Source organism: Salegentibacter sp. T436 (assembly GCF_001932675.1).
GTDB lineage: Bacteria > Bacteroidota > Bacteroidia > Flavobacteriales > Flavobacteriaceae > Salegentibacter > Salegentibacter agarivorans.
This window is the reverse complement of the sequence record NZ_CP012872.1, coordinates 81844-107253: the sequence shown is the minus strand read 5'-3', so window position 1 is coordinate 107253 and position 25410 is coordinate 81844. Positions and strand designations below refer to the sequence as shown.

The window sequence follows — 25410 nt, the reverse complement described above, 5'->3', positions numbered from 1 at the left end:
TTGTCTCTTCAATTAAATGACCTACACTTGCTAAACTTAATTATCATGAGAATTCAACTGAACTTTAAATGTATTAACGCAGACTATTCCCAGGAATTTGCCAATCAATTTCATCTTGGAAAAGAAAGTGAGAACAACAGAAAATACCATTGGGAACACTCCTTTGAGGTTCCTGACGTTATTGAAGTCTCCAAACCTGAAGAGCCTTTTAAGTTAAGAGCAGAATTGGAAGATGGAACACAGCTTCAAAAGGAAATTGATGATGTGTATATTGTAAGACTAAAATTTAAGGATGGCCAGAGCAAAGATTGTGCTGTTTCTAAGACTATTCTTAAAAAGACACATGAAGTCTCCTTGGAAATAGATGGAATAAAACGCTTTTACTTTAACCTAAATGAAGAACCTAAAGCCCTGGAGGTTTTAGATGGGGTTTATCTTACTGAAGAAGATGCCTATGGGGAAGATTTTGTAGTCGTGTAAGAAAAGAAAAAATCTAGCTTACGAATGGATTTTTTAATGATTATTTGAATCTGGATTGAGTATTAAAGCTCCAGGTTAAGAAAACAAGAAATATCTTGCTTAAAGACTTATGGAACCCCCACCAGGGGAGTTCTAACACTAAAGGAAAAAATTAAGAGGCCCTATTAAAAAAATCCAGTATTTCAATACTTTATTCCTTTCAGGGTAAGAAACCAGCTTTTAAATTTACTACCTAAAGATTTCACTAATCCGTTTGGCATTTTTAAACAAATGGGGCAAAATCAAGCGGTTCTATTAAGTTAATTGTAAATTTCTTGATGAAAAATTAGCTAATAATTATGCTTAGAATGTTTAGGTACATTAAAAATAAATTTAAGCAGACTTCATCTTTTCTTCATTTTCATTAACAAAAAGGGGGTTAAACTTAATTATTAATGAAAGTTAAATTTAGTTAATAATTTTAACATTTATAACTTGGTAAGGCCTTAAGATGTACTCTATCTTCGCGGCTTTAACGGAAAACAAATTCTATTTACGCTTTTCCATAATTTTTTTGAATTGTTGGCGTTATTAAGTCCAACAACTATTAAAATTAGTTAATAATATTAGCTGTAGTGAGTGTTCAAAATGGGACTCACTGTGGCGAAGCCGTTTTCAGTTGGCATTGGTGAGTTGCAGTTTCCGGGTTTTTTAACCCACAACTCATAACAGATAACTGAAAAATTCAAATCTATCGTCTACGACTAAAAAACCTACTTTGCAGCTCCCTACAACTGCAGGAAACTTAAAAATTTTTATGGTGTAACTCTCACCCGCACTCCGGCGGAAAAAAATCTAAATTTTTTAGGAATAAAATTAAAACATTTGTGAAGATGTTTAAAGCTACGCTTTTGTTTTAAAGTTACAGATTGATCATAATTATAGAGTAAAATGAACGAGAATATTAAAATTGCAGTTATAGGCCTTGGATGCGTAGGGCTGCCTTTGGCGAGGCTTTTCGCTACTAAATTTCCCGTAGTAGGATTTGATATCAATAAAGCCAGGGTAGCCGAGTTTCAAAAAGGTCACGACAGCACATTAGAGGTGGAAGATGAAGCGCTGCAAAATGTTTTGCTTAAATCAAATCCCGTTTCTGTAAAACAATTAAATAGTAAGGTTCTTGAAACCGCAACAGATTCTAGCATTCGTCATCCTGAACTTGTTTCAGAGCCTGCCCCGAAATTTGCTCGGGGATCTCACATGATTGAAACTGAAACCATTGAAAAAACAGAACGTCATCCTGAACTTGTTTCAGGATCTAACATGAATGAACCTGAAAATGGTTTATATGTTACTTCTGATCTGCAAGACATCACCAACTGCAACCACTATATCATTACCGTTCCAACCCCAATAGATAAAAACAACCGCCCCGATCTTACCCCGCTATACAAAAGCAGCGAAAGCGTTGGGAAAGTTTTGAAGAAAGGAGATATTGTGATCTATGAATCTACGGTATATCCCGGAGTAACCGAAGAGGAATGTGTGCCGGTGCTGGAAAAGAGTAGCGGACTCAAATTCAACGAAGATTTCTTTGTAGGTTATTCTCCGGAACGTATTAACCCGGGTGATAAGGAACATACGGTAGAAAAAATATTAAAAGTAACCGCGGGCTCTACCCCAGCGATTGGGCAACAAGTAGATGCTTTATATAAAGAAGTGATCACTGCCGGAACGCATTTAGCACCGACCATTAAAGTCGCCGAAGCTGCTAAGGTTATTGAAAACTCGCAACGGGATATCAATATTGCCTTTGTAAATGAGCTCGCGAAGATCTTTAATAAGATGGAGATCGATACCAACGATGTTTTGGAAGCAGCCGGTACCAAATGGAACTTTTTACCCTTTAGACCGGGACTGGTTGGCGGGCATTGTATAGGCGTAGATCCTTATTACCTGGCGTAAAAAGCACAGGAGCTGGGATACCATCCCGAGATCATTCTTGCGGGAAGACGTATGAACGATTCTATGGGGAAATATGTGGCCAGTGAAGTGATTAAACTGATGCTACAAAACGAACTTAAAGTAAAAGGTGCCAACATTTTGGTATTGGGAATCACTTTTAAAGAGAATTGCCCAGATGTGCGGAATACCAAAGTGATAGATGTGGTTAAAGAACTACAATCTTATGGCACCAACCTTACAATTTACGATCCCTTGGCAAATCCTGCGGAGGTGGAACATGAATATGGGTTGAAAAGTACCAGTAAATTACCTGAACAAAAGTTTGACGCTGTGGTGTTGACTGTTGCTCATAAGGAGTTTTTGGAAATGGAACTTGACAGTCTTAAAAATGAAAATGCAGTGGTTTATGATGTAAAGGGGGTTCTTATAAAAGCTGATAATATATTATAATTATGTCAAAAGAATATTTTGCACATCCAACAGCGGTAATAGATGATGGTTGTGAAATTGATGAAGGAGTAAAGATCTGGCATTTTTCTCATATCATGCCCAACTGTATAATTGGGGAACGCTGTAATATAGGCCAGAATGTGGTTATCTCTCCAGAGGTTGTTTTAGGCACTAACGTTAAAGTGCAGAACAATGTTTCCATTTATACCGGAGTAATTTGCGAAGACGATGTTTTCCTGGGGCCATCTATGGTTTTTACCAATGTAATTAACCCAAGAAGTGCAGTTAATAGAAAAGCAGAATATGCCAAAACCACGGTTAAAAAAGGAGCTTCTATTGGTGCTAATGCAACAATTGTGTGCGGTAATGACATTGGGAAGTATGCATTCATAGGGGCCGGCGCTGTTGTTACCAAATCTATCCCCGATTATGCTCTGGTTGTAGGTAATCCTGCCAAACAAATAGGTTGGGTAAGTGAATACGGTCATAAACTTCAATTTAATGAGGAAGGACAGGCCATTTGTCCAGAAACAAAACAGGTTTATAAAATAACAAATAACAAGGTCACAAAGATTGATGAATAAAACTACTACTATCGATTTTGCTAATCTTTCATTGGCATACCAGGAACATAAGGCTGATTTTGATGCAGCCATAGGAAAAGTCCTCTCTAATTCCAACTATATTATGGGAGAGCCCATTAGTGTTCTTGAGAGAAAATTAGAAGATTTTACCGGTGCTAAATATGCTATCTCTTGTTCATCGGGAACGGATGCTCTTTTACTTGCGTTAATGGCAATGAATATCCAACCCGGGGATGAAGTTATCACTACTCCTTTCACCTTCATTGCAACCGCAGAAACCATTGCATTTTTAAAGGCAAAATCGGTGTTTGTTGATATTGAAGAAACTTCTTATAACATCAATCCTGCAAAGATTGAAGAAAAAATAACTTCGCGTACTAAAGCTATTATGCCAGTTTCCATCTTTGGCCAAACGGCTGATATGGATACTGTAAATGCAATTGCAGAAAAACATAACCTGATTGTTATTGAAGATGCGGCTCAGAGTTTTGGTGCAACCTACAAAGGAAAAAGAAGTTGTAATCTTAGCACTTTTGCCTGTACGAGTTTTTTTCCGGCAAAACCATTAGGATGTTTTGGAGACGGAGGAGCCATTTTTACCAGTGATGAGAAATTTGCAGAAAAGATAAAGAGTCTTCGCCTTCACGGTCAAACGGAACGCTACCACCACAAGTATATTGGGATGGGGGGCAGGATGGATACCATTCAGGCTGCTGTTCTAAATGTAAAAATGAAGCATTACGAGAAAGATATAGAAAATCGCCAACGGGTAGCAGAAGAATACTCTAAACAGCTTTCAGATTCTGTTATAACTCCAATGCTTCTGGAAACAAATACATCTGTTTGGGCACAGTATTCTATTAGAGTGGGGAATAGAGAAGCCATAGCAAAAAGATTAAAAGAAGCAGGTATTCCTACAGCAATTCATTATCCCAAACCTTTGCATTTGCAGGAATGCTTTGAATATCTGGAATATGCTGAAGGAGATTTTCCGATTGCAGAGCAAGTCTCGAATGAAATCCTGAGTTTACCTATGAATCCTTATTTAAAGGATGAGGAAATAGAATATATATCTAATCAACTAAAAACCGCTTTATAATGAAAAATTTCGCACTTATTGGTGCTTCTGGATATATCGCGCCCAGACACCTAAAAGCTATTAAAGATACGAATAACAATTTGCTTGCCGCGCTAGATCGCTTTGATAGTGTGGGGATTATGGATAGTTATTTTCCGGATGCCGACTTTTTCGTGGAAACAGAAAGATTTGACAGACACATTGAAAAGCTAAGACACGAACAAAATATAACTCCGGATTATTTTAGTATTTGCACTCCAAATTATCTTCATGATTCACATATAAGAATGGCTTTAAGAAGAGGAGCTGATGCTATATGTGAGAAACCACTCGTTTTAAACCCCTGGAACTTAGATGCCCTTCAATACATGGAACAGGAAACCGGGCAAAGGGTATGGAATATTTTGCAATTACGTCTTCACGAAAGCATTATTGAATTGAAGAAAAAAGTAGCGGCTGCTTCAAAGGATAAAATTTTTGATGTAGATCTTACTTATTTAACCTCAAGAGGAAATTGGTATTATACATCCTGGAAAGGAGATAAGGATAAATCTGGTGGAATTGCTACAAATATTGGAGTGCATTTTTATGATATGTTATCCTGGGTTTTTGGTGAGCTAAAAAGAAATGACGTTCATGTGCAAACTCATGATAGAGCTGCGGGTTATTTAGAATTTGAAAGAGCCAGAGTACGATGGTTTTTATCAATTAATTATGATGTTCTTCCAGAAGAAATTAAGTTAAAAGGCCAGAGAACCTATAGATCTATTGCAATAGAGGGAGAAGAGCTTGAGTTTAGCGGAGGATTTACTGATTTACATACCAGAGTATATCAAGGAGTCCTAAATGATGAAGGCTACGGTTTAGAAGATGCAAGAACTGCGATTGAAATAGTACATGATATTAGAAATGCTAAACCTATTGGATTGAAAGGAGATTATCATCCCTTTGCAAAAAAAGAATTAGTAGAACATCCCTTTGAAAAGTTATCGTCATTAAAAAATTAAAGAAAATATTACCGAAGAATTTATTCTTCAGGAATATTATTACTTTGATGATGGGAACAGGATTAGCACAAGCTGTTCCCATTGCAGTGAGTCCAATTTTGACAAGAATCTATTCACCTTCCGATATGGGGCTATTTGCTGTTTATACAACTATGGCAACAATAATCGGTGCAATTGCAAATGGACGATATGAACTTGCAGTAATGCTCCCTAAAAAAAGGACAGAATCTCTCGCTTTAATTAAATTAGGATTCATTATTTCACTAATTATAAGTTTTTTACTTTTACTTGTAACAGTAATTTTTGGGAAAGAGATAGCTAGATTATTGGGTAATGAAGATATTTATTTATGGTTATTTCTACTTCCAATAAGCACACTCTTATTAAGTCTTTATCAAAATCTTTCGTACTGGAATATAAAAAGTAGAGAATTCAAACACATTGCTGGGAGCAGGATTTTTCAAAGTACCGGAACAGGTCTTGGTCAATTGGGGTTAGGTTTAGTAGTTCCTGGAGGTGTAGGCTTAGTGCTAGGAACTTTTATCGGAAACCTTGGTGCAAATCTCTCTCTACTGAAACTTTTCAATACTAAAGATTGGTTCATATTGAAAGGGATAAATAAAAAAAGAATTAAACAAATAGGAAAGAGATTTAGGAAATTTCCAGAAATAGATGTTCCTGCAACTGCTTTAAATTTAGGAGCTACTCATGTTCCAAATATTTTATTTGCCAGTCTTTTTTCTTCAATTTATTCAGGTTTTTACTATCTGACTTTGCGTGTACTACAAGCACCCATTACTTTAATTTCCTCCTCTGTACTAGATGTTTTTAAAGAAGAAGCTGCCAAAGATTATAGGGAAAAAGGGAATGCGAAGAATATATATTTAAAAACATTAAAAATACTTTTCCTAATAGCAATTGTGCCTTCAGTTCTGTTATATTTTTTTATTGAAGATATATTCGGTTTTGTATTCGGAAAAGATTGGATAATTGCTGGAGAATATGCAAAAATTTTGATACCCGCCCTTTTTCTAAGGTTTATGTCTAATCCTTTAAGTTTTATGATCTATATCGCTGAAAAACAATTGTGTAATCTGATTGTAATGATAATTTTGTTTGTCGCAGTTGTTATTACCTTTTTTATATCTTCTAATCATTATGAAGTAGTGTATAAAATTAGTATAATACAATCTGGATATTATATTTTTCATCTTATTCTTTCCGCCAAATTAGCCAAAGTTTTTTAAATCCATTAGTTTATGTTTAAGAGGCTTCTTTATAGAATTATAGTTGGAAAAAATTATCTTTTTTTAAAAGATATTAATTTCTCTTTATTGTTTATTAATAGGATGTTCAAATTAGTAGGTTTGAACAGAGGTTTTAATTTGCCGGTCCATTTTACTTCTTTTATAGGAAATTTTGATAAAATAAAGTATCATATAGATAAAAACACATTAACGTCGTTTTGTGCAAGTAGTAATTGTTACATACAAGCTATTAATGGAATCGAATTTGGTCAAAATATTTTATTTGCATCCGGTTTAAAAATTATCAGTGCTAACCACAATATTAATAATAATGATGTATGGGATATTACAAAGCCTATCCAAATAGGAGATAATGTTTGGTTGGGAATTAATACCATTATTCTGCCAGGAGTTCAAATAGCAGATTCTTGTATAGTTGGAGCTGGTTCTGTTTTAACAAAATCCTTTCTAAATCCAGGAGATATAATAGCAGGTAACCCCGCGAAAGTTATTTCTAATAAATATTTAAAGAGTAATGCAGAAATCTAGATATTTAAAATCTCAACGGAGATTAAGATTCTGTTATTAATATTCAAAATTTAATTTATGAAAATTCTAACTGTAATTGGTGCAAGACCCCAATTTATTAAAGCTTCGGCTGTAAGTTTTACATTTAAAAAATATAAGGTGATTGAGGAAGTTATCATTCACACAGGGCAACATTATGATAAGGATATGTCACATATTTTTTTTCAAGAACTCAAAATTCCTGAGCCAAAGTATAATCTCAATCTCGGAGGGTTGTCTCACGGAGCAATGACAGGTAGGATGATTGAAAAAATTGAGAAAATAATTTTGATAGAGAAGCCTGATATTCTCCTTGTCTATGGAGATACTAATTCAACATTAGCAGGCGCCCTAGCAGCAAAAAAAATACATGTAAGAGTAGCTCATGTGGAAGCCGGTTTGAGAAGTTATAATCAAGAAATGCCTGAAGAAATAAACAGAATTTTAACAGATAAGTTAAGTGATTTTTTGTTTTGTCCAACTCAGACTTCAGTAAAGAATTTAGAAAATGAAGGGTTTCTAAATTCAAATTGTAAAATAGTGAATAGTGGTGATGTAATGTTTGATGCTGTATGTCTATTTGAAAAAAAACATAAAAAGCCGTTAGTAGATTTAGAGGATAATTATATTCTTTCAACCATCCATCGTGCCGAGAATACTGATAATATTGAAAGACTAAGACAAATCATTGAAGCTTTAAATGAAATTTCGGAAACTAGGCAGGTAATTTTACCAATTCACCCTAGAACAAGGCAAAAAATTAATGAAAATCAATTAAAAGTTTCTTCTAAAATTAAAATTACTAGTCCAGTAAGTTATTTTGAAATGTTATTCTTAATTAAGAATTCCGTTTTAGTTATGACCGACTCAGGAGGATTGCAGAAGGAGGCATTTTTCTTAAAAAAGCCATGTTTAACCCTTAGAGATCAAACAGAGTGGATGGAGCTTGTTGACAATGGATATAATATTCTAGTAGGATCCTCTAAAGAAAAAATAATTCATTCCTATTCAAAAATGATAAATAAAGATTTAGATTTTGAAAAGGGATATTACGGTAATGGATATGCGGCAGATTTAATTGCGCAAAACCTAATAAATTTTTAAATGAGAATTGCATATTTTATTAATTTGGACATTGTACAACATACAGGAATAATTAAAAAGGTCTTATCTCAAATTGAAATTTGGAAGCAAAACGGTTTTGAGGTTTGCCTATTTTGTGTTACTTCTAATCACAATAATAAAAAAGATACTTTATTAAGTAATGAAGAAAGTGTAAAATTATATTTTGAAAAGAAAGGAAATCTACCTTTTGAAAAAATAAAAGATTTATTCAATTTAAATTCCGTTTTTCGGGATGTGGAAAATGATATTATACAGTATCAACCTGATGTTATTTATTTTCGAAATGATTTCAATTTTCCTTTTTTTTTAAAACGACTTTCGAAACGTATAAAATTAATTGCTGAAATTAATACCAACCAGGTTGAAGAAGCTCAGTTAAGAGCGAAGGAAAATTTAAAAGGATTTTTAATTTATCTATATTTTAGAGTAATTGATCCAATCTTTCGAAAACATACTACTGGTATGGTAGCTGTTACTAATGAGATTTCAAAATACTTTTTAATGAAAGGACATCAAGTTGCTGTCATTCCCAATTCTATTAATTATAAGAGATTTTCGCAAAATACTTTTCAAACTCCCCCTGAGAATAAACCTCGATTAGTATTTATAGGATCACCGGGAATGCCTTGGCATGGATTAGATATATTAGAAGAATTAAGTGAATCATTACCTAATATACATTTTGATATAATCGGAACTAAAAAAGAAGATAAAGATAATGTCACCTATCATGGTTTCCTTTCATTCGATAAGTATAATTCTATAATAAATAATTCTAGTGCTGGTTGCGGATCTCTAGCCTTGTTCCGAAATCAAATGGATGAGGCTTGCCCCTTAAAAGTAAGGGAATATTTAGCATTTAATAAGCCAATTATTATTGCATATAAAGATACCGCTTTTGAAAAATATGGATATCCTGATTGGGTTTTACAATTACCTAATTCCAAAGAGAGAATTTTAAATAGCGCGTTGGAAATAGAAAACTTCATTAAAAACAGCAGAAGATTTAAACTAACTCATGCCGACACTAATCGCTATGCAGATGCAAATGTTATAGAGTTAGAAAGAATTGGTTTTTTTAAAGATGTAGCTAAAAGTTAATGATCTATTTTTTAAACTCTTTATTACTAAGTATTGTATCATTTACTGATTTGGATAAAAATCATAGGAAAAATGGAAAACTCCTACTATTTTTTCTTTGTGGATTTTTAGTTCTTTTTGCTTCCCTTAGAGATAATGTTGGACTGGATGATATTGGTTATAAAGAATATTTCGAGGCTACGAATTCTTTAGATGAAGTTATCTTTGAGGGAGAAAATTTATCCTCTGATAAAACTAATCTTGTAGAGCCTTTATTTTTATTAATGGCTTCCGTGGGTAAAATAATAACAGAAGAGGTCTTTATTTTATTCTTTATTTGTGCAACCATTGCCCTATTCATTCGATATAAGATATTTTGGAAATATTCTCCATACCCTATTTTAAGCTTATTAATTTATGCCAGTCATGAATTTTATGTTAAAGATTGGACTCAAATTAGAGCAGGCTTAGCAAGCGTAATTATTCTATATGGAATAAAATTTCTTTTCTCTGGCAAGGACAAAAAATTTATTATAACTGTTATAATTGCTGCGGGATTTCATTATATAGCAGTCATAGCTATACCCTTACTCTTTTTAAGAAATTTAAAAAATCCTAAAAAGTTTTATTCTCGAGCTTTGCTATTGGCTGCAGGAATATCTTTACTTATACCTTTTAAGGCTACTTTAATTCAGCTATCTGAATATGGTCTAATACCCTACAGAATCTCTCAATATTTTTATTATCAAAAATATGCTTTTGAGATGGCGATTACTGATATTATTATTATTAAGGGAGTTATCCTTTCCTTGATTAGCATTTATTATTATAACAGATTAGCTTCTAAATATTCTTTTTATTCCATTATCCTATCTTATCAAGTTTTAGCAACTATATACTTATTAGTTTTTCGGGATTTCTCTATTATGGCCGTCCGTGCAAATGGCTTACTATATGTTGTAGAGCCCATTTTGATTATTTTGTTATTAAACCAGATTAAACAAAAGGGTTTTGTTTTTATGGGCGCATTTCTATACAGTTTTTTATGGATTTTTTATGATCAATTTCTTAACCCATTTGGTTTGCCAGTTTATAAAACAATTTTAGAATGAAAATCGCAGTTATTTTACCCAGTTTGGCAAATAGAGGCCCAATTCTCATTGCAAAGTATCTAGTTGATAATTGGATAAAGGAAGGAAAAATTGTTGAAGTTTATTATTTCGATGATTTAACTGAATTAAACTTCGGTTCTTCTATTAAAAAGATAAAATTTAATGAATCTATTGACTTTGGTCGTTATGATATAATCCATTCTCATATGTTAAGACCAGATCTTTATCTGCTTTTTCATAAATTTAGAATACCCTCAGAGACCAAAATTGTAACGACTATTCATCAGGAAACCTATAAGGCCTTAAAACTGCAATACAATTTTCTTGTTGCATTTTTGGCAGAAAAATTTTGGAGCCATTCACTCCGAATCTTTGATAAGGTTATTGTTTTAAATAAAACAATTGCAGAACAAATCAAAAACAAAAATCTTCATATAATCGGGAATGGAATACCAAAACCGAGAATAATGTCGATTGCTCATGCTGATCTCTTAAAAGTCAAATTATTTAAAGATAGGTTTGATACAATTATTGGTTCTTCAACTTTATTGATAAAAAGAAAGGGAATAGATCAGGTTATAAAAGTTTTGCCAGAAAATCCTAATGTGGGGTATATAATTCTGGGTGATGGAGAGGAAAAAGAAGATTTAAAAGAATTGGCTGCTAAATTAGGCGTGACAAATCAATGTTTATTTATGGGACAAAAAATTAATGGTTATCGGTTCTTCCAATTTTTTGACATTTATATGTTGCCATCCCATTCAGAAGGTTTTCCCATTTGTGGTATTGAAGCCGCTATGTTTGGCTTACCAATAGTTTGTTCTAATATCAAAGTCTTAGAGGAAATATTTAAACCTTCAGAAGTCAGTTTTTTCCAATTAGAAGATATTGATTCCTTAAACCAATCTTTGCAAAATGCAATTGACAATAAAGAGCAACTAAAAGAAGCTATAAATGAAAAATATTACTTAGAACTTTCAGACAAAGTAATGGTATCGAAATACAATAATTTATTTAAAGATTTAATTAATGTTCAAAAATAAAACCCTTTTAATTACAGGAGGGACCGGTTCATTTGGGAACGCGGTCTTAGATCGTTTTCTTGATTCAAATCTAAAGGAAATTCGCATCTTTTCCCGAGACGAAAAGAAGCAGGACGATATGCGAAACTTTTATAAAAATGATAAGATCAAGTTTTATATAGGCGATGTAAGAAATTATAGCAGTGTAGATCGCGCTATGCGAGGTGTAGATTATGTTTTTCACGCTGCCGCCTTAAAACAAGTGCCTTCCTGCGAGTTTTTCCCCATGGAAGCTACTAAAACCAACGTAATTGGTTCTTCTAATGTCGTGGAAGCTGCTATAGCAAATAAAGTGAAAAAAGTTATTTGTTTAAGTACCGATAAAGCTGCCTATCCTATTAACGCCATGGGAATGTCTAAAGCGTTAATGGAAAAGACGGTGGTAGCAGCCTCCAGAAATATCCCGGAAGAAGACACTACTATTTGCCTTACCCGTTACGGGAATGTGATGGCATCCAGGGGTTCGGTTATTCCTCTGTTTGCAAACTTGTTAAAGGAAGGAAAACCATTAACGGTAACCGATCCTAATATGACCCGTTTTCTAATGTCTTTGGAAGAAGCGGTGGAGTTGGTGATTTATGCTTTTAAAAATGGGAGACAGGGCGATTTGTTTGTACATAAAGCACCAGCCAGTACCATAGGTGATTTAGCGCAGGGAATGAAAGAATTGTTTGATTCAGAAAGCGATATAAAAATAATTGGTACTCGCCATGGCGAAAAGTTATATGAAACCTTATGCACCAGGGAAGAAATGTTAAAAGCGGAAGATCTTCCAGGGCATTACCGTATTCCTGCTGATAATCGCGACTTAAATTATGCGAAATATTTTGAAGAAGGAGAAGGTTCTATTTCCAGTTTCGAAGATTATAATTCCCATAACACGCAAAGATTAGATTTAAAAGAAGTAAAAGAGGCTTTATTAAGTCTTGAATTTATAAAGAATGAACTGGCAGTAGAAGCATGATAAAAGTAATGACCATTGTGGGTACCAGGCCCGAAATTATAAAGCTAAGCGAAGTTATAAAAGAACTGGATAAATACACCAACCATATTTTGGTGCATTCCGGGCAAAATTATGATTACGAGCTCAATGAAGTTTTCTTCAAAGATCTTGGTCTTAGAAAACCCGATTTCTTTTTGGAAGCTGCTGGTAAGAATGCAGCAGAAACCATTGGGAATGTAATTACCAAGTCTGATAATTTATTCGAACAAGAGAAACCAGATGCAGTATTGCTATATGGAGATACTAATAGTTGTCTTTCGGTGATCTCGGCTAAAAGAAAAAAGATTCCAATTTTTCATATGGAAGCTGGAAACCGTTGTTTTGATCAACGTGTACCGGAAGAGATTAACCGCAAAATTGTAGATCATTTAAGCGATATAAATATGCCCCTTTCTGAACATGCAAGGAAATATTTAGTAGCAGAAGGTTTACCCCCAGAAACGGTTATAAAAACCGGGTCACCTATGCGGGAGGTTCTTAATAAGCAGATGAGTGCGATAGAAGCTTCTAAGATTTTACAAAAGGAAAATCTTGCAAAGCAGGGATATTTTATCGTAAGCATTCACAGGGAAGAAAATGTAGATTCAGAAGAAAATTTTCAGAATCTTATGGAATCCCTGGATTCGATAAGTACCGAATTTGATAAAAAGGTAATTATTTCAACTCACCCTAGAACCCGTAAAAAGCTGGAGGAAATTGGTTTTGTTTCGCAAAACCCCAAATTGGTATTCTCCAAACCTTTTGGGTTTCACGATTATATTCAACTTCAAAAGAATGCTTTTTGTGTAATTTCTGATAGTGGTACCATAACAGAAGAAGCCTCGATAATGAACCTTCCGGCTATTACAATAAGGCAGGCACATGAACGCCCAGAAGGAATGGATGAGGGTACTTTAATTATGAGTGGCTTAAAAAAGGACAGGGCGATTGAAAGTATAAAAGTTGTTACTGAACAATTTCAGGAAAACAATTTAGCAATCAGAATGGTTAAGGACTATGAAATAGATAATGTTTCAAAAAAGGTGCTAAGGATTATTCTTTCTTATACCGATTATATTAACCGTACAGTCTGGAAAAAATAATTTTATGAGAAAAAAAGTAATGATTTTAGGCTCTACAGGAATGTTAGGGCATCAAGTTTATTATAAGCTACAAGAAGATGGGAAATTTGATATTACTGATGTAAGTTTCAGAAATAAATTAACTCCTCAAAGTGTAATTTTAGATCTCCATAACCAGAAAGAACTGGAAACCCTTATTAAAAAAGTTCAACCTGACTTCATAATAAATTGTGTTGGAGTGCTTATAAAGGGTGCCAATGATAATCCAGCGAACGCAATTTATCTGAACTCCTATTTACCTCATTTTCTTGCAAAAGAATGTGATGAAATAGGTGCTAAGCTTATACATATTTCAACCGATTGTGTTTTTTCCGGAGAGAAAGGTGCTTATACTGAAAATGACGAAAAAGACGGAAGGGATATTTATGCAAAAACCAAAGCTCTCGGTGAGGTTGAGAATTCGAATCATTTAACCTTAAGGACCTCTATTATTGGACCTGAGTTAAAGCAGAATGGGGAAGGTTTGTTTCATTGGTTTATGAATCAGGAAAGAGAAACAAATGGGTTTACGAAAGCAATTTGGAGTGGAGTTACGACTACAGAATTGGCAAAAGTAATTGCAATCGCCCTCGAACAAAACCTTGAAGGCTTATATCACGTGACTAATGGTAATCCTATTAATAAATATGATTTACTAAAAATATTTAAAGAAGTAACGGGTAAACAAATTAGCATAAATGCGGTGGAAGGTAAAAGTGTAGACAAATCATTCTTAGATAGCCGAAAAGAATTAAAAAGAGATATACCGTCTTATACCATGATGGTAAAAGATATGGTAACTTTTATGAAGTCGCACCCCGAGCTTTATAAAAATTATAGTGTAGCGCTGGTATGAAAATCTTGTTACTGGTAGATGATTATTTACCGCACAGTACAAAAATAGGAGCAAAGATGATGCATGAATTGGCTATTGCTTTGTTTGAAAATGGCCATCAGGTTGCCGTTGCCACTCCAGATTATAGAGTTAAATCTAAATATGAGCTAGATAAAATTGATGAGATAGATGTTTATAGGTTTCGCTCACCAAATGTAAAAGACGAATCTAAAATCAAACGAGCGATCAATGAAACAGCTTTATCTTTTAATGCTTATAAAAATTTAAAATCTGTTTTTAAGGAGAATCAATTTCAACTTATTGTTTGCTATTCTCCTTCTATATTTTTTGGTCCATTAATTAAAAAGTTGAAAAAGAAATGGAATGCTAAGAGTTATTTAATTCTAAGAGATCTTTTTCCGCAGTGGGTTATAGATCACGGTTTAATTAAAGAAAAGTCGGCTATTGCTTCCTACTTTAGAAAATTTGAGAAAATCAATTATAAAGCAGCTGATAAGATTGGACTGCAATCTCCCAAGAACCTGGAATGGTTTAATGAAAAATATGGATTGATCAATAAATCAGAAGTCCTGTATAACTGGAGTAGTGAAACCCCGATTATTACTGAAGATAAGAAATATAGAAATAAATTGAACCTGGGAGATAAGGTAGTTTTGTTCTATGGCGGCAATATGGGCGAAGCCCAGGATATGATGAACCTGGTGAGATTGGCAGAAAACCTCAAGGAAGAAAACAAAGCACATTTTGTATTTGCTGGATCTGGAAATGAGTTTAATCTCGTGAAGAAGGCCATTGCGGAGAAAGATTTAGAAAATGTATCCTTATTAGAACCTGTAGATCAGGAAGAATATAGGTTAATGTTAAGTGAATTTGATATTGGTCTCTTTACCCTTCATAAACACCATTCTACTCACAATTTTCCCGGTAAACTCTTAGGCTATATGGCTCAAGGCTTACCCATTTTGGGAAGTGTAAATCGCGGTAATGATGTAATTGAGGTAATTAACGATGCGGGAGCCGGTTATGTTTCAGTCAATGGTGAGGATAACAAATTTTCAGAAAATGCCTGGGGTTTAATTGAAAAGAAAATCAAAAGAAAACAAATGGGTGAAAACTCATACTATCTTTTAAAGAATACCTTTTCTGTCGAAGCAGCAATAAGGAAAATTTTGAATTAATTTTAAGATTGTAATTAACTGACTCTGGTTCTCGCCCTTATGCGCCACACGTAACGTATGGCACTTAACTGTATACAATGAACTATATACAACGTGTTATTGTCGGATTCTAAAAATTTTAACTATTAGCCCTCTCCCTACAGATCGGAATTAACGAATAAAAACTACTTATTATGAATATTTTAGACCAGGAGGTCCTATTGGACCTGTTTCATAGGTATTATCTGTTTTTCGCCGGATTTGTGTTTCTATTGGCATTTGTGCTTACCTGGTATTTTACTCCTAAGGTGCTTTGGGTAAGCCGGGAAAAAGACCTGATGAAGGAGGTGAATGCGAGGAGCTCTCATAAAATGGCAATTCCTCCTTTTGGCGGGGTGGCCTTTTTCCTGGTGTTGGTTTTAATAATAAGTCTGCTACAGGCTTTGCGTACATCTCCTACCGGGAATCACCTTATTATAGGACTAACCTTTTTGTTTATGGCTGGATTAAAAGATGACCTGGTGATTTCTTCTGCGCGGTTAAAGTTTATTAGTCAGTTATTCGCTGCGGGTTTTATTATTTTTTCACCAGAATTACAACTAACCAGTCTACACGGCTTTTTGGGTGTTTTTGAGATTCCTATACTTTTAGGTTATGCTTTTAAAGTTTTAATAGTAGTAGCTTTAATTAACGCTTATAACCTTATTGATGGAATTGACGGCCTGGCGGGGATTGTAGGGATAGTGATTTCTCTTACTTATGCCCTGGTTTTTTATAGTACCGGGCATCCTTATTTTGTTTTATTAAGTCTTTGTACAGCAGGAATTTTAAGTGCTTTTCTAAGGTTTAATTTTTCTCGCGGAAGAAAAAAGATATTTATGGGAGACGGGGGAAGCCTGGTGATGGGCTTTATGATTGCTTTTCTAAGTTTAAAACTACTGGTAATGAAACCTTATCAACCCCTGGTTCGTGAGGGTTATACGCCGGAAAATACCCTGCTCTTTGCCTTAGCCGTTTTATTTCTGCCCATTTTTGATACTTTAAGGGTAATTCTTATTCGATTAAAAAATGGGAAAACCCCTTTTGAAGCCGATAGGAACCATATGCACCACGTGCTGCTGGACAATGGTCTAAGTCATAAAAAAGCAAGTTTTGTTTTGGGCGGATTAAACCTGGCGGTAATCGTTTTATTTATTATGTTGAGTCGGGATCTAAAAAGTGGAGGAATGAGCCTGGCGATGTTAGGTGTTTTTGTGATAGTAGCAATTGCTTTTGAAGCCTTAAGAAAGAAGGCGCTGAGAAGAAGTCTTAGAGAAAACCCGAAAGAAGCGAAGCAAAGTAGAAAAGATAAAGTTGCTATGGCAGGGGAGTAGAATTTTAGTGGCCAGTCTCAGTGTGCAGTTGGCAGTACTATTGTCATTGCGAGCAATGCAGGAGCGCGGCAATCTTTTACTTCGGACGAAAACGATATAAATCTCCTTCTCTTATTAAGGAAAATTTAACATAAACTTTTATATTCGCACAAATTTAAAATTAGGGAGCAAGCATAGTGCAGGCCTGCAAAATTAAACGTCATTCTTTCCCGAAGTTTCGGGATGTTTCAGAGCTTGCTCCGCATTTTAATCGGAGATCTAATATAATAAAACTAAGTTCTTAGAATTCCGAAGCAAATTCGGGATGGACATAAAAACTTTTAATTCAAAATTTAAGATTAAATAGAGATAAATGAAATATCCTCATTTTTTAAGATTACCGGCCTTGGGCCTATTTTTTATTTTTTTAGCTACTTCCTGTGTTTCGCGCCAGGAGATTGTTTATTTCCAGGGTTTGGAAAAAGCCGAAGCTAAAATGCAAGAACAAGCTAACAAGAGTTTAAAAATTAAACCAAATGACCTGCTTACCATTAGTGTTGCAGCCGAACAGCAAGATGCTGCTATCCCATTTAATCTTCCCGTCATTGGTGTTCCCGCTGGTGGAGATCAAATTGGGTTAACGGTAAATGGCAGGCAGCAACTGCAAACCTACCTGGTAGGCAAGGATGGCAATATAGATTTTCCTTTCCTGGGAGAAATAAAAGCAGAAGGATATAGCCAGGAAGAATTGGCTAAAAACTTAAAAGGCCAGATAAAAAGATATGTTCAGGATCCTATTGTAAATGTAAGGGTGGTGAATTTCCAGGTAAGTGTATTGGGAGAGGTAACCCGCCCGGGAACATTTGATGTACAGGACGATTATTTTACTTTACCCCAGGCACTGGGAATGGCCGGGGATATGACGATTTACGGGAAACGGGATAATGTACTGGTAATGCGGGAAGAAAATGGTAGAACTACGCACGCCTATCTCAACCTTGGTGATGCCGATGTTATTAATTCACCTTATTATCATTTACAACAAAATGATGTTATTTACGTAGAACCCAACGCCCCACAAAGACAAAGTGCCAGTTATAACCGGAATGCCGGGGTTTATATTTCTATAGCCTCAGTCTTAGTTTCAGTTGCCGTGCTTTTAACCAGATAATTTATTATGTCTCAAAACACACCTACTTCCATTCGCCCGCAAGAAGAAGAAATCGATTTAAGGGAAGAACTTGAAAAATATTTGCGCTATTGGCCCTGGTTTATTCTGGGGGTAATTCTTTGCGTGGTAATTGGCATTTTGTATATAAAATATAGTACCCCGCAATACAATACTACCGCGAGTATTATTATTAAAGATGAAGAAAGTAAAGGTCCTTCTTCAGAAATGGCTGCTTTTGCCGATCTAGGCTTGTTAGGAGGGATGGGAGCCAGCAGTATAGAAAACGAGATGGGGATCCTGCGCTCCAAAACTCTTATGAGCCAGACGATTAAAGCCTTAAATCTTAATATCACTTATTTTGAAGAAGGAGCTGTAAAATCTAAAGAGCTTTATAATAGTAGTCCTTTTAAAGTGGTTGCGCTGCAATTAGATGAAAAGGCACTTGAGAATTCAATTAAGGAAGAAAGAGGAAATGCGTTTTATATAATCCCCAAAACAAATGAAAATTTCCATCTTATAAATACTGAAACTGAGGAGGTTTTTGAAGGAAAATTTGGTAATCCGGTAGCTATAAACTTTGCCACGATTACGGTGGAAGAAACCGGTTTATCTCTAGAAGATGAAGAGAGAGAAATTTCAGTGCGCTTTAGTCCCTTAGAATCTGTGGTGGGCAAATACAGGGAAGCCGTAAATATTAATTTAACCGATAAAAATTCAAGTTTGTTGGAATTGAGCCTGGTAGACCCGGTAAGGGAGAAAGCCCAGGATATTTTAGACCAGTTAATTCTGGAATATAACCAACAGGCCATTGAAGATAAAAACCTGGTAGCCACCAATACGGCAGAATTTATTGATGAAAGGCTTGCTATCATCAACCAGGAACTGGATTCAGTAGAAGTGGGAAAAGAAGAATTTAAAGAGGCAAACCAGCTGACTAATATTGAAGCTGAGTCTGAAATGTTTATTGAGAATGCCAGTGATTATAAAAAACGGCAGCAGGAGATAGGAACCCAACTGGAACTTGCCAATGCGATGATTGCTTACCTGGAGACGGGTAGTAATTCTGATTTATTGCCCGCTAACCTGGGCATTGAAGAATCAGGTGTAAATGATCTTATAGGGGAATATAACACGCTTGTGCTTGAGCGCAACAGGATTTTAAGTGGTTCAACCGAAGAAAACCCGGTAGTATTAAGGCTAAATTCTCAAATTGAACAAATGCGTGCCAATGTTTTACAGAGCTTAGAGCGTATGCGAAACAATTTCCTGATCGCACAAAAGGATTTAGACCGACAGGCGGCGCTTATAGGTTCGCAAATTTCAGCAGTGCCAGCAAAGGAAAGACAATACCGGGGCATTGAAAGACAACAAAATATTAAAGAAGCACTTTATTTATTTTTACTGGAAAAACGGGAAGAAAATTCATTATCCCTGGCGGTTACCGCACCCAAAGCAAAGATCGTAGATAGTGCTTATAGCAATAATACCGCTGTTTCTCCAAAATCGAAGATTATATTACTTGCAGCCCTAATTCTTGGGTTGTTAATTCCTTTTCTTATTATTTATATAAAAACTTTATTAAGTAATAAGGTGAAAAGTAGGGAAGACCTGGAAAAACATGCCAATATTATTCCGGTAGTGGGAGAAATTCCTAGAGTAGAGAAAAAGCAAAATGAAATGATTGTGAAAAACGATAGGAGCATCCTCGCTGAAGCTTTTAGGATTTTACACACCAACTTGCAATACTTAATTGTAAATACCGCCGAAAAGGAAACAGGAAATACCATTTTTGTGACTTCAACCGTAAAAGGAGAAGGGAAAACGCTGGTGTCTTTTAACCTGGCAGTTACTCTTGCAAATACCAATAAAAAAGTTATTATCGTAGGTGCCGATTTAAGGAATCCGCAGCTACAGCGTTTTGAGAAAAAGGCCCGGGAGCATATAGGGGTTAGTGACTACCTGGCTAATGACGATTTAAAACTTAAAGATCTGATAAGAGAGTCTAATACAGACAACCCTAACTTACAGCTTCTACCTTCAGGTACCATTCCGCCAAATCCATCGGAATTATGGAGGAGACAAAAAACCGGCGAAATGTTTAAGGAGTTGGAGCAAATGTATGATTATGTAATTGTAGATACCGCTCCTTCCCTGTTAGTTACAGATACCTTCCTTATCAATAAATGGGCAGATGTTACTTTATACGTAGTAAGAGCCGGGCATACTGAAAAGAAACTTTTACAGTTCGCCGTAGATTCAAAAAGAGATGGTAAATTCCACGATCTAAGCTTTGTACTTAATGATGTGAAATGGTCAAATTTTGGGTACGGTAATAAGTATGGTTATGCCTATGGGGAAGAGAAGAAATCTTTTTTGAAACGACTTTTAAATAAAGCAGCGGTTTATTAGTTAGTTCTCGGTTCTCTGTTTTCGATTCTATAGTTTCTTTCGTCTCGTTTAGTCATTGCTCGTATTTTGTTGTCATTGCGAGCGACGCAGGAGCGCGGCAATCTTTAGTTTGGAATTTTTATTCTGAATTCATAATAAACATGCGTAGTTTTAGAAACAACAGATTGCTCCAATCTTCCGATCTCCCGGGATCCTTCGCAAAGGCGGTAGTTTAACTGCCAACTGAAACTGCTTACCGGAAACTGAACCGTAACGTCATTGCAAGCGACGCAGGAGCGCGCCAATCTTTTGATAGGAGTTTTCCTGTCACCTGAAACTGCTTACAGCCACCTGAAAATAGCCATTATTTTAATTTTAATCTCGTTTCTCTCAAAACCAGACTTAATCAATCAATGAAAAAATTATTTTTTTTAAGCCTTTTTTGTTTTATATCCTTCAGCAGTCATGCGCAATGGGATTTTGAAGGTTCTGTAAATTTAAACGCTTATCTTCACGATGGCGAATTACAGCGATTACCTTTTTGGATGTATAGTAACCAAAGAGGTCGAATTTCAGAAGACACTCATCTTTCCGGGTGGATTTCGGGAAGAACGTTTAATGAATTCCGTAATGGAAATTCTTTAGAGATTGGCGCCGGGATCTTATACCAGGATGGAATAAGTGATGAAATTTTCCTGGATGAGATCTATGCTGCCTATAACAACGATTGGCTTGAAGCCGTAATTGGTCGTAGGCAGGAAAAAGAGTTGTATGAAGGTTTAAGTGCTACTAATGAAAATATGTTATGGTCCTTAAACGCCAGGCCAATGCCGGGAGTATCTTTATCAACAAATCGTACGATTTTCTTTACTCCGGAGTCAGCCTATGGTTTTGAAGCCAGCTGGAGTGAATATTTAATGGGCGATGATCGTTTTGTAAAAGGAGCGAGATTGCATCATAAAAGCATCAATTTTGTATACCAACCTAATCCCGATTTTCAGCTTAAATTAGGCGTGCGGCATTTTGCACAGTGGGCAGGGGATTCCCCCAAGTCAGGACCACAACCCGACGGGTTTTTAGATTATATAAAAGTGATTTCCGGAAGGGAAGGTGGGGAGAATGCTGTGGGAGGTGACCAGGCGAATGTATTGGGCAATCATTTAGGTACCTATGAATTGGAAATTAGCAAAAAGATTAATCGGGAACTTGAATTAAGTTTTATCTACAATCATATGTTTGAGGATGGCTCGGGTAGCCGGTTTGCGAATTTTCCCGATGGGAGATATGGATTTTTTCTGGATTTTGAAGATAACCAAAGACTGGTTAATGGTATTTTATATGAATTTTTCTATACCCGAAACCAAAGTATCAATGCCGGATCTCCTCATGGGGCCGATAATTACCTCAATAATTTCTTAACCTATCATTCCGGTTTTACTTATGAACGTAGAATTATAGGACTTCCCTTTTTTACCTACGATGAAGAATTAGACCAGGTAGTAAATAGTAAGTTTGGTGTACATCACCTGGGAATTTCCGGAAATTTCTCCAATTACTTTGTGAGTTATCCTTGGAAGTTGCTACTGAGTTTTTCTCATAACGAAGGTAGGTACGGTAGGTATTATACCCCTAACCGGGATATTTTGGCGGGATTATTTGATATTAAAGTTTTACAATCTTTTGTGCAGTTGAATGTTCAGCTTGGAGTTGAACTAAGCAATATGGATGAACCTCTTTACGGAGCAGGAATTAATTTGAGAAAAGAATTTTAAGCTGTTGAAATAACTTTTAGAAAGAATAATTTAATAAGAATCCGTGCTAAAAACGATGTGATTTTAAATTATACTTATTACGCGCAATACACTTAAAACCCCTTGAGCAATCAAGGGGTTTTTTTTTTTAGGCTGAAAAGGAAGGTAAGTCATTCAACAATACCTATCTTAAAAAAACAATATGATTCGACTCATAAATTTTGAGTAGATAATTGGGCAAATTTGAACTCTTATAAATTCAATATTTTTCACTGGATTTATAGGAAATATAAAAATAGAAACTATGAAGAAGCCAATTAAGCGACATGAAGCTCTTAAACCTCTTAGCAGGGAACATCATCACGGCTTATTGTTGTGCTGGAAAATAAGACAGGGCGTAAAAAAAGAGGTGGAGGTTGCACGAATAAAAGCTTATACCGAATGGTTTAAAATTCATTATCTCGATCCGCATTTTGAAGCCGAAGAAGAACATATATTTCCTGTATTGGGCAATGAGCATGAACTTGTTAAACGAGCTTTGAAGGAACATCGCCGGTTAAAACGATTGTTTTCGCAGGACACTGAAGTTGAGATTGCTCTAAATAATATTGAAGAAGAACTGGATAGCCATATTAGGTTTGAAGAACGTGTTCTTTTTAATGAAATTCAAGAAGTTGCTTCAGCTGAACAACTGGCATATATTGAAAAGCATCATAATGGAATCCAATTCTCTGATGACGACTGGCAGGATCACTTTTGGGAAAATTAATTCAATTTTAATTATCAAGTTTCAGATTATAACAAGAATCGATTTCCGCAGAAGTGGGCAAAAAAAATATAATGGGTACAAGGCTTAATTCTTCAGCAAAAAAATCTTCAAAGTTAAATCTGGTATTAGAAGAACATCATCATGCATTGCAGGTATGTTCCAGAATTCGGGAAGGTTTGAAGAACGATGTTGAATTGGAACGAATAAGAGCGTATACCAACTGGTTTCAAACACATTACCTGGAGCCCCATTTTGAAATTGAAGAAAAATATATTTTCCCCAGGCTTGGTTATAACTTAAGAGTAAAAAGAGCGCTTGCGAATCACCGGCGCATTAGAAAGTTGTTAAGTTGTGGCTGTGCCGATGAAAAAGTACTCAATTTACTGGAAGAGGAACTGGCTGCACACATACGTTTTGAAGAACGTATTCTGTTCAAAGAGATTAGCGATAAAAAAGAGCTGGCAGAACTCGAAAAGCAGCATCAGAGCTTATCTTTTTCAGAAGAAAACTGGAAAGATCCGTTTTGGGCTTAAGGATTTCCTTTTAAATAAAATATAGTCCGGGGTGGCCGGCAATTAAGGGGTGTAATCCGGTACATAAGCTTTATATTTTTTATTTAACTGCATTCTCTTTATCTCCCTGCGATGAGATAAAAGGAATTCTTGGCGCCAGAAAATATCCCGTTAAACTGGCAAAAAGAATGGGGATAAAATATCCAAATCCGGTTAAAGTTGCGAGTAAAATAGTGGTACTCATTGGGGTTCTGGTTACACAGGCATTTATAGCAGCCATACTGGTAACAACTGCTAAAGAAAGGTTAGTAGATGGGAAAAGCTGGTGAATAATTAATCCCAGGCTTGCACCTACAAAGAATAGGGGGATAATAAATCCGCCTCGCCAACCCGAAGTAACCGTAATCGCAATGGCAAGGATCTTAACCAGAAGTATAGCTACAAGAAACTCTAAATCAAAGTCGGTTAGTAAAAGATTATTTATTTCGTGATGTCCAAAATATCGGGTTATCGGGAAATAAAATGCTATAATTCCGAGAATGATTCCGCCGATTAAAGTTTTATAATATATTGGAAAATTCAGCTTATAAAAAACCGATTTTAGAAACTTTGTACAGAAAATAAAAACCCAACCAAAAAACGTTGCCACTACTGCAAAGAGCACCGCATAAGCAAAATCGAATTTATCTTCCATAATATAGGATGGTAGATCCCAGATTGGTCCTATCCCAAGATGGATAATAAGCGCAAAGATGATATAGCTAAAGCAACTGGCCACAAAAGCGGGCATAATTGCTTTATAATATGCTGCAGCATGTTTGTGATGCAAAATTTCTAATGAAAAAAGACTGCCACCCAGGGGAGCGCCAAAAAGCGCGGTAAAACCAGAAGCCATTCCCGCAATACTTAGAGATCGTAATTCTTCTCCTTTTAGTCTTAACATTTTTCCCAGCCAGCTTCCGGTAGATCCGGTTACCTGTACCAGGGGTGCCTCAGGGCCTAAGCTTCCTCCAGCTCCCACACACAGCAAAGAAGACAGGACCATGGAAAGATTGTTTTTTGGATCCAGTTTTCCTTTATTAAACCTAATATTATTTACAATTAGCTGAATTTCTCCCGGGTCTCCAATAAGATGTATAATTAAACCGGCCAGTAAACCTGCCAAAGCCATAGTTGGTATTACCTGCCAACCTTCGAAAAAAGCCAGTCCGTGCATCACCATTTCCAGGGCAATCCAGTATACGCCAGAAATTAAACCACCCACAACCCCAAGCAGTGCCCATAAGAAGAAATTTCGGCTAAAAACAAATGGATTAAACCTTAAGGGTTTGTCCAGCACATCTAGCGACCTGATTAATTTTCTTTTAGTCTTTATTTTCACTTTTTAATCCGGTTTAAATAGTTTGTCTATCTTTTAATAGGCCTTTTTCAGAATTTTCGGCTAAACTATAATAGTTTTATAAGTATCCTTTTACAAATCTCTGTTTTTTCTAAGCTATTTAAAATTTTTATCTTGGTAGGGAAGAAAGAATTTGGAAAAATTAATTCTTAGAATTTATACTTCTAAAAATGTGAAGAGGCCTGGTGTTGATGAT

23 protein-coding genes are annotated in these 25410 nt (G+C 35.4%); 22 read left to right on the top strand and 1 reads right to left on the bottom strand.

The window, feature by feature from the left end; translation table 11 throughout:
* The first annotated feature begins 45 nt into the window (after positions 1–45).
* The 22 genes from AO058_RS00405 to AO058_RS00305 all read left to right on the top strand — a co-directional run bounded on the left by AO058_RS00405 (position 46) and on the right by AO058_RS00305 (position 23836).
* Complete coding sequence (locus tag AO058_RS00405) at positions 46–480, top strand: hypothetical protein (RefSeq protein ID WP_075324721.1); 435 nt, start codon at positions 46–48, stop codon at positions 478–480.
* A gap of 930 nt (positions 481–1410) precedes the next feature.
* Positions 1411–2424, top strand: a complete 1014-nt coding sequence (locus AO058_RS00400) for a nucleotide sugar dehydrogenase (protein WP_232228872.1) — start codon at positions 1411–1413, stop codon at positions 2422–2424.
* 51 nt (positions 2425–2475) lie between these two features.
* Complete coding sequence (locus tag AO058_RS18605) at positions 2476–2874, top strand: UDP binding domain-containing protein (RefSeq protein ID WP_232228871.1); 399 nt, start codon at positions 2476–2478, stop codon at positions 2872–2874.
* A 2-nt stretch (positions 2875–2876) separates the two neighbouring features.
* Positions 2877–3458, top strand: a complete 582-nt coding sequence (locus tag AO058_RS00395; RefSeq protein WP_075324720.1) for an acyltransferase — start codon at positions 2877–2879, stop codon at positions 3456–3458.
* Positions 3451–4557, top strand: coding sequence for a DegT/DnrJ/EryC1/StrS family aminotransferase (locus AO058_RS00390; protein WP_075324719.1), 1107 nt, complete (start codon positions 3451–3453; stop codon positions 4555–4557). Before AO058_RS00395 ends, AO058_RS00390 begins: the two co-directional genes overlap by 8 nt.
* The gene (locus AO058_RS00385) at positions 4557–5543 is read left to right on the top strand and encodes a Gfo/Idh/MocA family protein (protein WP_075324718.1); all 987 of its coding nucleotides are present in this window, start codon (positions 4557–4559) and stop codon (positions 5541–5543) included. The genes AO058_RS00390 and AO058_RS00385 overlap by 1 nt, the downstream gene beginning before the upstream one ends.
* 47 nt (positions 5544–5590) lie before the next feature.
* Positions 5591–6790 (top strand): lipopolysaccharide biosynthesis protein, encoded by a 1200-nt coding sequence (locus AO058_RS00380; RefSeq protein ID WP_075324717.1) that lies wholly within the window; start codon positions 5591–5593, stop codon positions 6788–6790.
* Between the two features lie 12 nt (positions 6791–6802).
* Entirely contained in the window at positions 6803–7339 is a 537-nt protein-coding gene (locus AO058_RS00375; RefSeq protein WP_083634103.1) for an acyltransferase, read from the top strand.
* Positions 7340–7396: 57 nt separating this feature from the next.
* A complete protein-coding gene (gene wecB, locus AO058_RS00370) occupies positions 7397–8461 on the top strand; it encodes a non-hydrolyzing UDP-N-acetylglucosamine 2-epimerase (protein WP_075324716.1) in 1065 nt (354 codons plus the stop codon).
* Positions 8462–9583 (top strand): hypothetical protein, encoded by a 1122-nt coding sequence (locus tag AO058_RS00365; protein ID WP_075324715.1) that lies wholly within the window; start codon positions 8462–8464, stop codon positions 9581–9583.
* Positions 9583–10674 carry an EpsG family protein gene (locus tag AO058_RS00360; protein ID WP_075324714.1) on the top strand — a complete coding sequence of 364 codons (1092 nt, stop codon included), beginning with the start codon at positions 9583–9585 and terminating at the stop codon, positions 10672–10674. Before AO058_RS00365 ends, AO058_RS00360 begins: the two co-directional genes overlap by 1 nt.
* Complete coding sequence (locus AO058_RS00355; RefSeq protein WP_075324713.1) at positions 10671–11717, top strand: glycosyltransferase family 4 protein; 1047 nt, start codon at positions 10671–10673, stop codon at positions 11715–11717. The genes AO058_RS00360 and AO058_RS00355 overlap by 4 nt, the downstream gene beginning before the upstream one ends.
* A complete protein-coding gene (locus AO058_RS00350) occupies positions 11704–12720 on the top strand; it encodes a polysaccharide biosynthesis protein (protein WP_075324712.1) in 1017 nt (338 codons plus the stop codon). Before AO058_RS00355 ends, AO058_RS00350 begins: the two co-directional genes overlap by 14 nt.
* Positions 12717–13841 carry a non-hydrolyzing UDP-N-acetylglucosamine 2-epimerase gene (gene wecB, locus AO058_RS00345; RefSeq protein WP_075324711.1) on the top strand — a complete coding sequence of 375 codons (1125 nt, stop codon included), beginning with the start codon at positions 12717–12719 and terminating at the stop codon, positions 13839–13841. Before AO058_RS00350 ends, wecB (AO058_RS00345) begins: the two co-directional genes overlap by 4 nt.
* Before the next feature lie 4 nt (positions 13842–13845).
* Entirely contained in the window at positions 13846–14715 is an 870-nt protein-coding gene (locus tag AO058_RS00340) for a dTDP-4-dehydrorhamnose reductase family protein (protein ID WP_075324710.1), read from the top strand.
* Positions 14712–15893: a glycosyltransferase family 4 protein gene (locus AO058_RS00335; protein WP_075324709.1), complete on the top strand. Its 1182-nt coding sequence runs from the start codon at positions 14712–14714 to the stop codon at positions 15891–15893. Before AO058_RS00340 ends, AO058_RS00335 begins: the two co-directional genes overlap by 4 nt.
* Before the next feature lie 173 nt (positions 15894–16066).
* Positions 16067–17245 (top strand): glycosyltransferase family 4 protein, encoded by a 1179-nt coding sequence (locus AO058_RS00330; RefSeq protein WP_083634102.1) that lies wholly within the window; start codon positions 16067–16069, stop codon positions 17243–17245.
* A gap of 352 nt (positions 17246–17597) precedes the next feature.
* Complete coding sequence (locus tag AO058_RS00325; protein WP_075324708.1) at positions 17598–18395, top strand: polysaccharide biosynthesis/export family protein; 798 nt, start codon at positions 17598–17600, stop codon at positions 18393–18395.
* Positions 18396–18401: 6 nt separating this feature from the next.
* Positions 18402–20804 (top strand): GumC family protein, encoded by a 2403-nt coding sequence (locus tag AO058_RS00320; RefSeq protein ID WP_075324707.1) that lies wholly within the window; start codon positions 18402–18404, stop codon positions 20802–20804.
* A 392-nt stretch (positions 20805–21196) separates the two neighbouring features.
* A complete protein-coding gene (locus tag AO058_RS00315) occupies positions 21197–22555 on the top strand; it encodes a capsule assembly Wzi family protein (RefSeq protein WP_075324706.1) in 1359 nt (452 codons plus the stop codon).
* A gap of 283 nt (positions 22556–22838) precedes the next feature.
* Positions 22839–23303 carry a hemerythrin domain-containing protein gene (locus tag AO058_RS00310; RefSeq protein ID WP_075324705.1) on the top strand — a complete coding sequence of 155 codons (465 nt, stop codon included), beginning with the start codon at positions 22839–22841 and terminating at the stop codon, positions 23301–23303.
* Between the two features lie 71 nt (positions 23304–23374).
* Positions 23375–23836 carry a hemerythrin domain-containing protein gene (locus AO058_RS00305; RefSeq protein ID WP_075324704.1) on the top strand — a complete coding sequence of 154 codons (462 nt, stop codon included), beginning with the start codon at positions 23375–23377 and terminating at the stop codon, positions 23834–23836.
* Between the two features lie 79 nt (positions 23837–23915).
* Here AO058_RS00305 and AO058_RS00300 read toward each other — a convergent pair whose 3' ends face one another.
* Positions 23916–25196 (bottom strand): chloride channel protein, encoded by a 1281-nt coding sequence (locus AO058_RS00300; RefSeq protein ID WP_075324703.1) that lies wholly within the window; start codon positions 25194–25196, stop codon positions 23916–23918.
* Positions 25197–25410: the final 214 nt, after the last annotated feature.